This is a genomic window from Pantoea sp. Ft-CA_14, assembly GCF_024520875.1.
GTDB lineage: Bacteria > Pseudomonadota > Gammaproteobacteria > Enterobacterales > Enterobacteriaceae > Pantoea > Pantoea agglomerans.
Window position 1 is genome coordinate 87,960 of the sequence record NZ_JALNPM010000002.1, and the last position, 13,630, is coordinate 101,589.

The following is a 13,630-nucleotide window of genomic DNA, read 5'->3' on the forward strand; positions in this document are numbered from 1 at the left end:
CTGTTATACCAGTCGGGTGGTGTGCCACGCCGCTTTATCAGTCACGGTGTGATAAGGCGGACGTTTCAGCTCGTATGCCATGGTCATGGCGTCCAGCATGCTCCATAAAATATCGAGCTTAAACTGCAAAATTTCCAGCATGCGGTTTTGCGTCTCAGCGGTGGTGAAATATTCCAGCGCCAGCGCCAGGCCATGTTCCACATCGCGGTTCGCCTGACCCAGGCGACTGCGGAAGTAGAAATAGCCCTCTTCTTTGATCCACGGATAGTGCTGCGGCCAGCTGTCGAGCCGTGACTGGTGGATCTGCGGTGCGAATAGCTCGGTGAGTGAGCTGCAGGCCGCCTCCTGCCAGTTGGCGCGGCGGGCAAAGTTAATATATGCATCCACCGCGAAGCGCACGCCCGGCAGCACATGCTGCTCTGAAAGTAGTTCTTCGCGCGTCAGCCCGACCGCCTCGCCCAGCCGCAGCCAGGCCTCAATGCCGCCCTCTTCGCCGTTGCTGCCGTCGTGGTCGAGGATGCGCTGCACCCACTTACGGCGGGTAGCCGGATCGGGGCAGTTGGCCATGATCGCCGCATCTTTCAGCGGAATGGTGGTCTGGTAATAGAAGCGATTCGCCACCCAGCCCTGAATCTGCTCGCGCGTTGCCTGACCGTTATGCATCGCGATGTGATACGGGTGATGGATATGGTAGTAAGCGCCTTTGTCGCGCAGGGCCTGTTCAAAAGCCTGCGGCGACAGCGTGTCAGTGATCTGCATGTTTTAGCCCTGAAGGTGGATCGCCATTCCGTCCCAGCTCACCTCTATTCCCTGCTCAGTCAGAAACTGACGCTGTGGTGACTGCTCGTTAAGGATCGGATTGGTGTTGTTAATGTGGATCAGAATTTTGCGTTTTGCCGGCAGCGACGCCAGCAGTGCCATCAGCCCCTGCTCTTCCGCCAGTGCCAGATGGCCCATCGCCTTGCCGGTGTTATGACCCACGCCGGTAGTCAGCAGCTCATCATCCTGCCAGACGGTGCCATCAATCAGCAGGCAATCCGCTTTTTGCAGCCACGGCAGGATCACCGCATCCGGCTCGCCCAGGCCTGGCGCGTAGAGCAGCGTCTGGCCATTCGCGCGGTTTTCAATAAACAGCGCCACGTTATGGCCCGGCAGCGGCCGGTCGCGATACGGCGAGTAAGGCGGTGCATTACTGATAATCGGAATTGCGGTGAACTGAAGATCACCACAAACATCGACGCTGAACGGCGTCAGTGGCGTAATGGGACGGTGCTGTAAGCCGCCATTCCAATGGGTGAGCATAGGAAAGATCGGGAAGCCGGTGCTGAGGTCACCATGCACTTCCGGCGTGCACCACACCTGATGCGGACAGCCCTCACGCAGGCTCAGCAGCCCGGTGGTGTGATCGATCTGGCTGTCGGTAAGGATAATCGCGCCGATCGCCGTGCCGCGTAACACCCCTTTGCGGGTCAGTTCTGGCGTATGCAGGATCTGCTGGCTGATGTCGGGTGAAGCGTTGCATAACACCCAATCTTCGCCGTTATCGCTGAGGATAATCGACGATTGCGTGCGTGCCTGGGCCTGGATCGTGCCGTTACGCACGCCGTGGCAGTTGGCGCAGTTACAGTTCCACTGCGGAAACCCGCCGCCCGCGGCTGAACCGAGGATTTTGATAAACATAGAGGAAAACCAGAAGTTGAAAAAAAATGCCCGCTCAGAGGGCGGGCAGAACGATTAACGGTTGGAGATGTAGAGAGTCACTTCCAGACCGAGACGCATATCAACGAAAGTTGGTTTTTTCCACATGAGTTACTTCCTCTTGGTTAACAGTAAATGAGCTGCCTGAAATCAGTGTGACCGGCATTGAATGAGACCGCCGTCACAATTTCCAGGCAGATGTTGCGCCAATGGCGCGTCGGGATCAAGCCCGGAACATCAGGAAATTGTTATCACAGCCCGGTCAGATGTAAAACCCGCTGCCAGTTTCCCCATGCCAGTTTCTCTGTCAGTGTCTGATCATAGCCCGCTTCCTGAAAAGCGGCGAGCAATCGCGGCAATCCGCTGACATCGCCCAGCGCAGCCGGTGGGGTAATCCCGTCGAAATCAGAGCCAAAGGCTACATGGTCGCTGCCCATTATCTTCAACAAGTGATCACAATGCTTAACAATTTCTGTTAATGGCGTGTCAGCGTCGCGTTTACCGTCGGCGCGCAGAAAAGCGTTGCCGAAATTAATGCCGACCAGACCGCCGCTGTCGCGGATTGCCACCAGCTGGTCATCCGTCAGATTACGCGGCTGCGGACAGAGAGCATGCGCGTTGGAGTGGCTGGCGACCAGCGGCGCGCTGGAGAGCCGGGCGGTGTCCCAAAAGGCTTTTGCATTCATATGCGACACGTCAATCATCATCTTCAGGTCACTCGCCTGCTGAATCAGCCTCTCTCCGGCGCGGGTCAGGCCTGGCCCGGTGTCGGGCGAGCCAGGAAAGGTGCCGCTGACGCCTTCACCAAAGCGGCTGGCCAGATTCCAGAATGGCCCGATGCTGCGCACCCCCGCCTGCCAGAAGGCGTGCAGTTGCTCGCCCTCCTCATCCAGCGCATCAGCACCTTCGATGTGTGCCACCATCGCCAGTACGCCTGCGGCGCGGCAGGCGGCAATTTCGTCATGGCTGCGGCAGAGTCGCGCCCGTCCGCCTGACGCATCGGCCAGCTGCTGCAGGATCTCAAGCTGTTGCCATATGATCTGAAGCGGTTGAAACGGCTCGTCGGCACGTGCCGGAACGGTGCGGGCAATGTACTCCTGCGGAGGCACAAAGATTGCAAACAGCCCGCCGCCGAGCCCGCCCTGCTGAATGCGCGGAAAATCGAGGTGGCCCCGTTCAATCCCCTGATAAAACGCCTGCGTGGGCGCATCGCGATGATGCAGCCAGAGGTTAAGCAACAGATCGTTGTGACCGTCAAAAATCAGCATAAGAGTCCACCCAAATAAACAGGCGACCATGCTAACCCTGCCCGGCGGATTCACCAAACCGGAGCGCACGCAGGGCCATGCAGGTCATGCTGGTCATGCTGGTCATGCTGGTCATGCTGGTCATGCTGGTCATGCTGGTCATGCTGGGTATTGTCACTTTTGCGCGTCAGGTTGTCAGCCCTGCGCGCGCGGACCCGGAGGCGTGTCGGCAGACTGGTAAAAAAACCACAGGAGACTCTTATGCTGACCCGACCCGCTGATAAATATCGTCCCTCTCCGCTGATCACCCTGCCCGATCGCCAGTGGCCCTCACGCCAGCTGACCCAGGCGCCGCGCTGGCTCTCCACCGATTTGCGTGACGGCAATCAGGCGCTGGCAGAACCGATGGATCGGGAACGCAAAATGGCCTTCTGGGATCTGCTGCTGCGCTGCGGGTTCCGGGAGATCGAGGTCGCCTTTCCCTCGGCGTCGCAGACCGATTTCGATTTCGTCCGCGACCTGATTGAGCAGCAGCGTATCCCGGAGGATGTGACGTTACAGGTGCTGACTCAGGCGCGTGAGGACCTGATTGCCCGCACGTTTGTGGCGCTGCGGGGCGTCCCGCGCGCCATCGTGCATCTCTATAACGCCACCGCGCCGCTGTTTCGCGAGCGGGTATTTAAGCAGAGCAAAGCGGAAATCGTGGCGCTGGCCACCGCTGGTGCACGGCAGATCCGCGCCGAATGCGAGGCCCAGCCGGAAACCTACTGGACCTTTGAATATTCGCCAGAGACCTTCTGTTTTACCGAGCCGGAGTTTGTGCTGGAGATCTGCGAGGCGGTAGCCGATGTCTGGCAACCGGACGCGCAACACCCGATGATCATTAACCTTCCCGCCACGGTGGAGGTGAACACCCCCAACGTGTATGCCGATCAGATTGAGTTTTTCTGCCGTCACTTCAGCCGCCGTGATGCCGTCTGCATCAGCGTGCATCCGCACAACGATCGCGGCACCGGCGTTGCCTGCGCAGAACTGGCGCTGCTGGCGGGCGCTGACCGGGTCGAGGGCTGTCTGTTTGGTAACGGTGAACGCACCGGCAATGTGGATCTGGTGACACTGGCGCTGAATCTCTATACCCAGGGCGTTTCGCCCCAGCTCGATTTCAGCCAGATGCATGAGGTGATTGAAGTGGTAACCCGCTGCAACCAGCTGCCGGTTCATCCGCGCCATCCCTATGCGGGCGAGCTGGTCTTCACCGCCTTCTCTGGTTCTCATCAGGATGCAATTAAAAAAGGGTTTGCCATCCGCGCTCAGCAGCAGGAGACAGAATGGCAGATGCCTTACCTGCCGCTGGACCCGGCCGACATTGGCTGCAGCTATGAGGCGGTGATCCGCGTTAACAGCCAGTCGGGAAAAAGCGGGGCCGCCTGGCTGCTGGAGCAGAATCACGGGTTACAAATGCCGCGAGCACTGCAGCAGGATTTCAGCCGCTGTGTTCAGCAGGAGACTGACCGGCACGGCGGAGAGATGACGCACTACGCGCTGTGGCAGCTCTTCTGCCGCCAGTATGGCGTAACGCAGCCCGCGGTGGCATTACAGCGGGCTGACAGCCAGAGTGACAGCGGCGGGCAGACGCAGATTAGCGCCAGCGTGGTGTATCAGACGCAATCGCTGATGCTGACCGGCAGCGGCAACGGCTGGCTGTCGGCGGCGGTCAATGCCCTGCGCAGCGCGTTTGATCTGCATCTGACCATTGAGGACTATCACGAGCATACGCTGGGACGACGCAGTGACAGCCGCTCGGTGGCCTATATCAGCTGCGTGGATGCCCGTGGCGCGCGAGCCTGGGGAGTAAGTATCGACAATGACACCGCCCGCGCAGCCCTGCAGGCGCTGCTCAGCGCGGCAGGCCAGTTTCTGCAGGCGGAAAGTAGTCAGTCGGAGAGACGCCCAGCAGACGACGAAACATCGCACTAAACGCGCTGGGGCTTTCATAGCCCAGTTCCAGCGCCACCCGCAGCACGGAGTCGCCCTGAGCCAGTCGCGTCAGGGCGATAGCCAGTCGGGCGCGCCGCACCCAGTCGCTGAACTGCAGGCCGGTTTCGCGCATAAAATGGCGGGCAAGAGTGCGGCCCGAGACATTCAGGTGGGCACTGGCCCGCAGCAGCGTCCAGCTCTCACCGGGCGTCTGCTGAATCAGCTCGCACAGCGCCTGTAAACGGGGACTGTCGGGCGTTGGCAGCGCAAAGGGCAGCACATCCATGCCCCGAATCTCATCCAGAATTAACTCCATCACCCGCTCGGCCCGACTGCCCGCGGCGTAACGCTCTGGCAGGCTCAGCGCCGTGACAATCAGCTCGCGCAGCAGCGGTGAGATTTGCACCACCTGACAACTGGCGGGCAGATCGGCGCGCGCCAGCGGATCGATAAACAGCGTGCGCGCCGCCACACTGCCGGTAATCTGCAGCGCATGACGGGTAAATGCGGGCAGCCAGACGCCGCGACTCGGCGGCACAATCCAGCTGCCATACTCCGTCTCTACCCTTACCACGCCGCTCAGGGTGTGGATCAGCTGGGCACAGGCGTGCTGGTGCCAGGGTTCGCTGGCACCGTGCAGGTAATCGTGCGCCAGCGGCACCAGCGGACGCGTGCTGAAGTCAAAATGCTGCTGACTCATTGCGCCTTCAGATAGCGGTAGATCACCGCCAGATCCTCTTCACCGTGTCCGGCCTCCACCGCCTGCTGCCAGAGCTGGGCGATATTCTCCAGCGCCGGCAGCGGCGTCTCTGCGGCATCCAGCGCCAGGCGGGCATCTTTCAGCGCCCAGACCAGATGCATCTGAGGCGTGAAGTCGTCGCTGGCGATCATCCCGAGCTTCATTTTCGCATACGGTGCGGCCAGCGGACCGCCCTCCAGCACCTGCCAGAGATCGTCGGTGGAAAAGCCGAACTGCTCTGCCAGCCGGGTACTCTCCGCCAGGCTTTGCATCATGCCAATCAGCCAGCTGTTGATCACCAGCTTCATCCGGGTGCTTTTTCCCGCCTCGCCCAGCCACTGAGTGCCTTTACTGATGGCAGCAAATACCGCTTCTGCGGCCTGCGCCCGGCTCTGATCGCCGCTGGCCAGCACCAGAATCTGCGCATTCTCTGCTGGTGCTTTGGTGCCGGAGACTGGCGCATCGATCAGTAACAAATCGGGGCGTTTTTCTGCGAAAAAGGCGATCAGCGCGTCGGTTTTTTCTACGCCGATGGTGCCCATCTGGCAGAGCGTCGCGCCCTGCTTAAACGCCTCTTTGACCTGATGCAGCACCTGCTCAGTGGTGTCGCCATCAGACAGCATGGCGATCACGACATCTGCTTCACGCACCGCCTCGGCTGGCGAGTCAGCCAGCTGCAAACCCGCATCCAGCAGATCTTCGCCGCGCGCGCGGGTGCGGTTCCAGCCATGAACGCGAAAGCCTTTTTTCAGCAGGTTTGCGGCAAATGCGTGCCCCATTGCGCCTAATCCCAGAACCGCCACTTCAGGTTGTTTCATGCTGACTCCCGTGAGTTTTTTGTCTGCATCCGGGTGAATCGGACGCCTGATCACTGCAAAAGATGGATTCCAGCCTGGCGGTAAACAGAGAAAAAATCCAGCCCGAAACGATGTACCCCAGCGCATCAAACCCTTACCATATGCGGAAATTGTTCCACCTGGTTCATATCCTCTCTTTTTTCAGGCCACATATAATGAAAATAATCTCTCTGCGCCAGGCGACGCTGTTGATGTTGCCTGCCATTTTGCCGCTGCCGCTGCTGGCGGCGGCGGATAATGACAATACCCTGGTCGTCACGGCGGCACCGCCGGAAACGGGCCTTAACGAACTCGATACGCCTGCGGCCCTGAGCGTGGTCAGTGGCGACGATATGCGCCAGGCAGCACCGCGCGTTAACCTGTCGGAAAACCTCAGCAGCGTGCCGGGTCTGCAGATCCAGAACAGGCAAAATTACGCACAGGACCTGCAGCTGTCGATGCGTGGCTTTGGCTCCCGCTCAACCTACGGCGTACGCGGGCTGCGCATCTATGTGGACGGCATCCCGGCCACCATGCCGGATGGTCAGGCGCAGACCTCCAATATCGATATCGGCTCAATTGATCATGTTGAGGTGCTGCGCGGCCCGTTCTCTGCGCTTTATGGCAACGCTTCGGGTGGCGTGATCAATGTCACCACTCAGCAGGGTCAGCAGCCGACCACGCTTGAAGCCAGCAGCTGGTATGGCAGTTACGGCAGCTGGCGCAACAGCGTGAAAGCCAGCGGTGCGACCGGTGACGGCAGCCATGCCGGGGATGTTAACTACACCGTCTCCGCCTCACGCTTCACCACTCACGGCTATCGTGATCACAGCGCTGCGCAGAAGAACCTTGGCAACGCCCGACTGGGCGTGCGTATTGATGATGTCAGCACCCTGACGCTGCTGTTTAACAGCGTTCACATTGACGCGCAGGATCCCGGCGGCTTAACCGAGACGCAGTGGCGTGACAATCCACGTCAGGTGGTCAGCAACGTCCCGCTTTATAACACCCGTAAGACTGTCGATCAGACTCAGGGCGGCCTGCGTTATCAGCGCCAGATGAGTGAAAATGACGACCTCAGCGTGATGCTCTATGCGGGCATGCGCGAAACTACCCAGTTCCAGTCGATCCCCGCAGCCGTGCAGCGCAACCCGTCTCATCCCGGTGGCGTGATCGCCCTGACCCGCCACTATCAGGGCGTCGATACCCGCTGGACCCATCGCGACACGCTGCTGTCTATTCCGGTGGCGCTGACCGGCGGACTCGACTACGAAACCATGACCGAGCGCCGCAAGGGCTATGAAAACTTCACGGTCAGCAACGGGGTGACGCAACTGGGCGAACAGGGCAATCTTCGCCGCAACGAGCGCAACCTGATGTGGACGCTCGATCCCTATCTGCAGACCGCCTGGCAACTGACCGATAAGCTGTCGCTGGATGCGGGTGTGCGGTTCAGCACCGTTAACTTTGACTCTAATGACTTCTATATTCAGCCTGGTAACGGCGACGACAGCGGTGATGCGCGCTATCACAAATGGCTGCCCGCTGCGGCACTGAAGTATGCCTTTGACCCAGGCTGGAACGCGTGGATCTCCGCCGGTCGCGGCTTTGAAACCCCGACCATTAATGAGCTCTCTTACCGTTCAGACGGCGCGACCGGTCTGAATCTGGGGCTGAAACCGGCCACCAGCGATACGCTGGAGATTGGCAGCAAGAAACGCATCGGCAATGGCTTGATCAGCGCGGCGTTGTTCCAGACCGATACCCAGGATGAGATTGTGGCGGATGCCAGCAGTGGCGGACGCACTACCTATAAAAATGCCGGTCAGACCCGCCGTCGCGGTCTGGAGTTAAGCCTGGATCAGCAGTTTGCCTGGGACTGGCGGCTGAAGATGGCCTACACCCTGCTGGATGCGCGCTATCGCACTAACGCCTGCGGCAGCGACAGCTGTGACGGCAACCGCATTCCTGGTATTGCCCGTAACATGGCTTACGCCGGACTCGGTTATCTGCCGGAACAGGGCTTTTATGCAGGCAGTGAGGTGCGTTATCTGAGCCAGATCGCCGCTGAAGATCAGAATAGCGTGAACACCCCGTCCTACACAGTGGCAGCAGTAAACAGTGGCTATAAGTGGCTGGTTGAGAACTGGACGCTGGATCTGTTTGGCCGGGTCGATAACCTGTTTGATCGGCACTATGTGGGTTCAGTGATTGTGAATGAGAGTAATGGTCGCTACTTCGAATCTGCGCCGGGCCGCAATTACAGCGTCGGTTTAACGCTGGGTTACGCCTTCCGCTAAATTATAACGGGTAACGTCATTATGTTCTCACGTCTTATCCGTGGATGGGGTGATAAACCCGAGAAACAATACCCGGCGCTAACCGGCATGTTAAGAGTGTTTTTAAGCTGCCACCATGACGACTTTGGCAGTACCCTCGAAGAAATGCTCCAGAGCTATATTGATCATGACATGCCTGTTATTGAAGCGCGGAATGAAATAAACATCCTGCTTCAGAATGAGGATGATGATTTGAATGTCATTATGTCAGCAATTGCTGATGAAGAGTTTCGTCCGGCCCCCTGGGGAGAAACATGGCGCAGTTTTTTGATAAGAGCTATGTCTGCCCTCAACGGGCCACCGTCGCGGTGGCCCGACGCTTAACGTCACACGCCAATCATGCGCGCGAATTCAGCTGCGCCTTAATATCCTCACAGCTGCCGGTTTCACCCAGGCGTGGGAAGATCAGGTTCACGCTATTGTTGTGCGTATCGAGGTTGAGATCGGTCATCGCATCGGTCGCCAGCGTGACGTTGTAACCCAGCTCATACGCCTGTCGTGCGGTGGATTCCACGCCGATACTGGTCGCGATACCACAAATCACTACCTGAGTAATGCCGCGCTTTTGCAGCTCATCGTGCAACGCAGTGGCGTGAAACGCACCCCAGGTTTTCTTGGTGACCGTAAGGTCATTTTGCTGTGGGGTTATCGCCGGAACCAGCGTCGCCCAGTCGGCGGGCAATTCGCCGCTGTGACGTGCCTGCTCATTGCGGCCCGGCGCCCCACCGGCCACGTTAACCAGCACAACCGGCAGATCGTGCGCGCGAAACGCCTCAGCCAGTCCGGCACAGCGTTCGATCACCGGCTGCGGTTCATGAACCAGCGGCAGCGCCACAATGCCATGTTGCAGGTCGATAACAATCAGCGCAGTTTTTGCATCAAGTGTGGTTACAGCCATGTTGAATCCTCAGATTTAATAGTCAGTGAGTCGTTGCAGCAGAGGGAGAACGTCGGTCAGTTGCTGCTGTTCTGCCGGACTCAGTCGCGCTTCCAGCGTCCGGACCAGCCAGTCATCGCGCATCGCGCGACTCGACGTAATCACCGCCAGGCTGGACGTCGTGGGAAGATAGCGGGTTTTACGGCCATCATGGGGATCCGGCTCGCCCGTCACCAGTTCCGCCGCCAGTAACCCGGCGACGGTCGCGCCCATTGACTGGGTGCGTACGCCCTCGGCCGCCGCCAGTTGCGTTACCGTCATCGCTCCATCGCGAACCAGATGACCCAGCACCGCGACCTGCGACCAGGTTAATTCGCCAGGCGGTGCTGACTCGCGCAACCGGCGGCCCAGCTTGCCCACCAGCATGCGCAGCATTGCAGCGGATTCAGTCAGATCGCTCATTACACGTCTCCATCGATAAGCGAAAGTATAAAGATACGAAGGTAAACTGTGTAGTTTGCTCAGGTATCAATTTGTAACGTCCGGGCGCTGCAGATAGTGGATCAGACTGTGGAAGCGCAGCGGCGTGCTGAGCGGGTTCCGGTAGCTGTGCAGCACATCGGCCCTGAACTGGAATGCCTCCCCGGCGAGCAGACGTCGCCAGAGGTCACCGACGCCCAGCAGTAGTTCGCCCTCGATGACCACCACCTGCTCCACACAGCCCGCTTCATGGGGCGAAGAATGACTCTGCGCCCCCGCTGCCAGCTCCACCGCCAGCAGATCAAAGCGCAGTTGCGGATCGTAAGGCAGCAGCGACCGTACCGACATGTCGGCATTGGGCTGACTGAATGCAGGCGCGGCGCCTGAAGGCAACACGCTGCCGTCGATAAAAAAGGAAAACGGAACGTTGAAACCGGTGGCAATCTTCCACAGCGTCGCCACGGTGGGACTCGATTCGCCGCGCTCAATCTGGCCCAGCATCGCTTTACTGACGCCGGTTCGCTCCGCCGTCAGCGTCAGGCTCCAGCCATTGGCCTGCCGCAACTGTCTGAGCGCGCTGCTCAGGTGTTGCTGAAAATCCGCCATTTTTTCTCCTGCTTTCTCGTCATCCTGGTGAGTGACGTTATGGCAATAGTGTAACACTTGTGCGTTATAGCGCATCATGCGACCATGTGCGCTATAACGCACAATCTCATAAAGAGTCTGACCATGACGAGAGCGGAACCTCCCCGTTTTACCCTGCCGATGCTGGTTTCCGGCTTCGTGGCTGTGCTGGTGGGCTACAGCAGCAGTGGCGCGATTATCTATCAGATGTTTCAGGCGGCGGGCGCCACGCCCGCGCAGATTGGCGGCTGGCTGTCGGTGCTGGGCATTGCGCAGGGGATCGCTTCGCTGAGCCTGTCACTGCGCTACCGCATGCCGGTGCTGGCTGCCTGGTCAACGCCCGGCGCTGCGCTGCTGGCGACCAGTTTTCACGGCATTTCGCTGAATGAGGCGGCAGGCGTCTTTGTTTTCGCCAACCTGCTGATCGTATTGTGCGGCGTCACCGGCCTGTTTGCCCGGCTGATGAACTACATTCCTGCCTCGCTGGCAGCGGCGATGCTGGCAGGTATTCTGCTGCGCTTCGGGCTGCAGACCTTTGCCGATTTGCAAAGTAACTTTGTACTGTGCGGCAGCATGTGCCTGTCCTGGCTGCTGGCCCGCCGCTGGCTGGCCCGCTATGCAATTCTGGTCACGCTGCTGGTGGGTGTTGCCGTCGCGCTGGCACAGCACGCCATCCACTTTCCGCCGCAGCCGATTAGGCTGACAATGCCGGAAGTCGTGATGCCGCACTTTACCCTCACCACGCTGCTGGGGATCGGCGTGCCCTATTTCCTGGTGACGATGGCGTCACAGAACACCCCCGGCATCGCCACGCTGCAGGCGCACGGCTACCGTCCACCCGTCTCTTCACTGATGAGCTGGACCGGATTAATTGCGCTGCTGCTGTCGCCATTAGGGGGGTTTTCGGTCTGCGTGGCGGCGATTACGGCGGCCATCTGCATGAGCGATGAGGTCGACCCAAATCCTCAGCAACGCTGGCGTGCGGCGGCGCTGGCGGGGATCTTCTATCTGCTGGCGGGCGCGTCCGGTGCGCTGATCGCCGTGCTGTTCAGTGCCCTGCCTGTGGTGCTGATTGAGGCGCTGGCGGGTCTGGCTCTCCTTGCCACGCTGGGTGGCAGCCTCCACCGTGCACTGGATCTGCCTGCCGAACGCGACAGCGCGCTGATCACCTTTCTGATCACCGCATCCGGCGTTTCGCTGCTGGGCATTGGTCCGGCCTTCTGGGGACTGGCGGGTGGCGTCATCGCCCACCTGTTGCTGGTGCGCAAATCCGGCTGATTGCGTCATACTCTCTGAAATAGCGGTGGTTTTTCCGTCAGCCGGTGAAAAAAACAGTGGATTTACCCCCTTTTTCTGCCGTTTGATTTGTCATTGCCCCGCGTAAAATCAACCTAATCGTCGATAACACGCGATTTTCTGCCTCAGACAACGACCGATAAGGGCCCAACAGGTGGCAAAAACTTTTCTGCGCAGCGGTAATTTAGATGCAGTTCTGGCGTTAGGTGAAAATGGCCAGCCGGTCTACGCTTCAGCATTGCAAATTCGTGAAACCCTGCGCCTGCGCCGTCAGAGCGCACTGGCAGATTGCCTGGCCATTCCTCAGGCCAATGAACGGGGCGATCGCCTCGACTGGTATGCCCCTTTTAGCGGCCGGGTCAAATCCTGGCTGGGTGCCAGCGATCATGAACGTCGCGCGGCGCTGCAACAGCTCACCGCCTGTCAGCAGGATATGCAGGATCTCAGTACGCGCGCGCGCGCGGCAGAGAATCCATCAATGCGGCTGTTTGGTGCGCTGCTGAGCAAAACCCTGCAATTCCCCGACCAGCAGTATGTCTATCTGGTTGATGGCAAACCGGTCATCACCTTCTGGGGCTTTGTCGATACCCAGGCGCGCAGCCGCGATGACGCGCTGGCCTGCCTGCGTGACACGCTGGAAGAGAACCTGCCAGTGGCGCTGGTTGAACCGCTGCCTGAGCTGCCTGCCGCGCCGGTCATCGCTGAACCAGAGATAATCACTGAGCCCGAACCTGAACCTGTGGCTGAACCGCTGCCGGTTGCGGCACCCGTTGAAGCTCAGCCGGCGACGCCTGTAGCGGCTCGCCGCCGTTTCCGCGTCTGGTATCTGTTACCGCCGGTGGCGATTGCTGCTGCCGTGACGGTGGCCGTGTTGCTGCATCGTTCAGAGCCCGTAAAAACACCGGTTGCCACCGCGAAGCCAGCGTCGGCCCCGGCGACGGTATCCACTCCGGCTCCTGCTGCGACTCCGGCACCGGTTGCGGCGACACCGTCTGTCACGCCACCTGCCGAGCAGGCAGCACCGGAAAAACTCCCTGAATCGCAGCCGCAGAAACCGGCCAACACCACCACCGATACCGCACCGGCAGACGCATCTGCTACCCTTGCCACAACGGTGATGGCGCCGGTTCCGGCCAAACCCGATGACCTGATCGTGACGCCGGATGCGGTGCGCGATGGCCAGGTTAGGGTGATTGATGGCCGCTGGCGTGTCACTATCGACCAGATGCCGACGCCAACCGGTAAGCCTCCGGTAATGCGCTTCCAGTTTAAAAACGGCAAAGGCAGCGTGCAGATCGCCCAGGGCAATACTACCTGTAAAGCGGATGTCAGCGCGGCCATGACCAGCGCCGGTAACCTGGTGATTGAGAGCCGCTACACGGCGAAGTGCCAGAACAATTCGCGCTACCGTATGCCACTGCTGGTCTGCCATGCGAGTATCGGCGCCGCAGTGTGTGAAGCGCAGTATGCTGATGACCGGGTCTTCCCGATGACGATTAAGCGTGAGAGTAAATAAC

At 59.7% G+C, this 13,630-nt stretch carries 15 protein-coding genes; 6 read left to right on the forward strand and 9 right to left on the reverse strand.

The genetic code is table 11. The features are described 5' to 3' along the window. Positions 1-3: 3 nt before the first annotated feature. From pqqC to NR195_RS03630, 4 genes are all read right to left on the reverse strand, one after another. On the reverse strand, positions 4-759 hold the full coding sequence (gene pqqC / locus NR195_RS03615) for a pyrroloquinoline-quinone synthase PqqC (protein ID WP_010245074.1): 756 nt from the start codon (positions 757-759) through the stop codon (positions 4-6). Positions 760-762: 3 nt separating this feature from the next. Continuing rightward, a complete protein-coding gene (pqqB, locus tag NR195_RS03620) occupies positions 763-1,680 on the reverse strand; it encodes a pyrroloquinoline quinone biosynthesis protein PqqB (protein WP_033771741.1) in 918 nt (305 codons plus the stop codon). A 54-nt stretch (positions 1,681-1,734) separates the two neighbouring features. Continuing rightward, positions 1,735-1,806: a pyrroloquinoline quinone precursor peptide PqqA gene (pqqA, locus tag NR195_RS03625; RefSeq protein WP_010245082.1), complete on the reverse strand. Its 72-nt coding sequence runs from the start codon at positions 1,804-1,806 to the stop codon at positions 1,735-1,737. Between the two features lie 143 nt (positions 1,807-1,949). Beyond that, the gene (locus NR195_RS03630) at positions 1,950-2,966 is read right to left on the reverse strand and encodes a dipeptidase (RefSeq protein WP_256844131.1); all 1,017 of its coding nucleotides are present in this window, start codon (positions 2,964-2,966) and stop codon (positions 1,950-1,952) included. Positions 2,967-3,043: 77 nt separating this feature from the next. Between NR195_RS03630 and NR195_RS03635 the strand changes: the two genes are divergently transcribed. Continuing rightward, entirely contained in the window at positions 3,044-3,226 is a 183-nt protein-coding gene (locus tag NR195_RS03635) for a hypothetical protein (RefSeq protein ID WP_256844132.1), read from the forward strand. Continuing rightward, entirely contained in the window at positions 3,207-4,922 is a 1,716-nt protein-coding gene (leuA, locus tag NR195_RS03640; protein WP_256844133.1) for a 2-isopropylmalate synthase, read from the forward strand. The genes NR195_RS03635 and leuA overlap by 20 nt, the downstream gene beginning before the upstream one ends. Here the strand turns inward: leuA and NR195_RS03645 are convergent. Both NR195_RS03645 and NR195_RS03650 read right to left on the reverse strand, forming a co-directional pair. Then, positions 4,843-5,622, reverse strand: a complete 780-nt coding sequence (locus NR195_RS03645) for a helix-turn-helix domain-containing protein (RefSeq protein WP_010245094.1) — start codon at positions 5,620-5,622, stop codon at positions 4,843-4,845. The genes leuA and NR195_RS03645 overlap by 80 nt on opposite strands. Continuing rightward, positions 5,619-6,605: an NAD(P)-dependent oxidoreductase gene (locus NR195_RS03650; protein ID WP_256844134.1), complete on the reverse strand. Its 987-nt coding sequence runs from the start codon at positions 6,603-6,605 to the stop codon at positions 5,619-5,621. The genes NR195_RS03645 and NR195_RS03650 overlap by 4 nt, the downstream gene beginning before the upstream one ends. A gap of 68 nt (positions 6,606-6,673) precedes the next feature. Here NR195_RS03650 and pqqU point away from each other — a divergent pair, with 68 nt between their 5' ends. Both pqqU and NR195_RS03660 read left to right on the forward strand, forming a co-directional pair. Then, on the forward strand, positions 6,674-8,797 hold the full coding sequence (pqqU, locus tag NR195_RS03655) for a TonB-dependent receptor PqqU (RefSeq protein ID WP_256844135.1): 2,124 nt from the start codon (positions 6,674-6,676) through the stop codon (positions 8,795-8,797). Positions 8,798-8,818: 21 nt separating this feature from the next. After that, a complete protein-coding gene (locus NR195_RS03660; protein ID WP_033779224.1) occupies positions 8,819-9,160 on the forward strand; it encodes a contact-dependent growth inhibition system immunity protein in 342 nt (113 codons plus the stop codon). A 13-nt stretch (positions 9,161-9,173) separates the two neighbouring features. Here the strand turns inward: NR195_RS03660 and NR195_RS03665 are convergent, their stop codons facing one another. From NR195_RS03665 to NR195_RS03675, 3 genes are all read right to left on the reverse strand, one after another. Then, a complete protein-coding gene (locus tag NR195_RS03665) occupies positions 9,174-9,734 on the reverse strand; it encodes an isochorismatase family protein (protein ID WP_256844136.1) in 561 nt (186 codons plus the stop codon). A 15-nt stretch (positions 9,735-9,749) separates the two neighbouring features. After that, the gene (locus NR195_RS03670) at positions 9,750-10,175 is read right to left on the reverse strand and encodes a MarR family winged helix-turn-helix transcriptional regulator (RefSeq protein WP_010245273.1); all 426 of its coding nucleotides are present in this window, start codon (positions 10,173-10,175) and stop codon (positions 9,750-9,752) included. A 66-nt stretch (positions 10,176-10,241) separates the two neighbouring features. Then, positions 10,242-10,799 (reverse strand): helix-turn-helix domain-containing protein, encoded by a 558-nt coding sequence (locus NR195_RS03675; protein WP_052272072.1) that lies wholly within the window; start codon positions 10,797-10,799, stop codon positions 10,242-10,244. 84 nt (positions 10,800-10,883) lie between these two features. On the opposite strand from NR195_RS03675, the gene NR195_RS03680 reads away from it, so the two are divergent. Together NR195_RS03680 and NR195_RS03685 are read left to right on the forward strand one after the other, a co-directional pair. Further along, a complete protein-coding gene (locus tag NR195_RS03680) occupies positions 10,884-12,095 on the forward strand; it encodes a benzoate/H(+) symporter BenE family transporter (protein WP_256844137.1) in 1,212 nt (403 codons plus the stop codon). A gap of 172 nt (positions 12,096-12,267) precedes the next feature. After that, the gene (locus NR195_RS03685; RefSeq protein ID WP_256844138.1) at positions 12,268-13,629 is read left to right on the forward strand and encodes an SrfA family protein; all 1,362 of its coding nucleotides are present in this window, start codon (positions 12,268-12,270) and stop codon (positions 13,627-13,629) included. Position 13,630 lies beyond the last annotated feature (1 nt).

Bases quoted from the DNA above. Each gene is read 5' to 3' on its own strand.
- pqqU (WP_256844135.1), top strand. From the start codon at position 6,674: ATGAAAATAATCTCTCTGCGCCAGGCGACGCTGTTGATGTTGCCTGCC.
- leuA (WP_256844133.1), top strand. From the start codon at position 3,207: ATGCTGACCCGACCCGCTGATAAATATCGTCCCTCTCCGCTGATCACC.
- NR195_RS03675 (WP_052272072.1), bottom strand. From the start codon at position 10,799: ATGGCGGATTTTCAGCAACACCTGAGCAGCGCGCTCAGACAGTTGCGG.
- NR195_RS03665 (WP_256844136.1), bottom strand. From the start codon at position 9,734: ATGGCTGTAACCACACTTGATGCAAAAACTGCGCTGATTGTTATCGAC.
- NR195_RS03660 (WP_033779224.1), top strand. From the start codon at position 8,819: ATGTTCTCACGTCTTATCCGTGGATGGGGTGATAAACCCGAGAAACAA.
- NR195_RS03630 (WP_256844131.1), bottom strand. From the start codon at position 2,966: ATGCTGATTTTTGACGGTCACAACGATCTGTTGCTTAACCTCTGGCTG.
- pqqB (WP_033771741.1), bottom strand. From the start codon at position 1,680: ATGTTTATCAAAATCCTCGGTTCAGCCGCGGGCGGCGGGTTTCCGCAG.
- pqqC (WP_010245074.1), bottom strand. From the start codon at position 759: ATGCAGATCACTGACACGCTGTCGCCGCAGGCTTTTGAACAGGCCCTG.
- NR195_RS03680 (WP_256844137.1), top strand. From the start codon at position 10,884: ATGTGCGCTATAACGCACAATCTCATAAAGAGTCTGACCATGACGAGA.
- NR195_RS03635 (WP_256844132.1), top strand. From the start codon at position 3,044: ATGCAGGTCATGCTGGTCATGCTGGTCATGCTGGTCATGCTGGTCATG.
- NR195_RS03645 (WP_010245094.1), bottom strand. From the start codon at position 5,622: ATGAGTCAGCAGCATTTTGACTTCAGCACGCGTCCGCTGGTGCCGCTG.
- NR195_RS03650 (WP_256844134.1), bottom strand. From the start codon at position 6,605: ATGCGCTGGGGTACATCGTTTCGGGCTGGATTTTTTCTCTGTTTACCG.
- NR195_RS03670 (WP_010245273.1), bottom strand. From the start codon at position 10,175: ATGAGCGATCTGACTGAATCCGCTGCAATGCTGCGCATGCTGGTGGGC.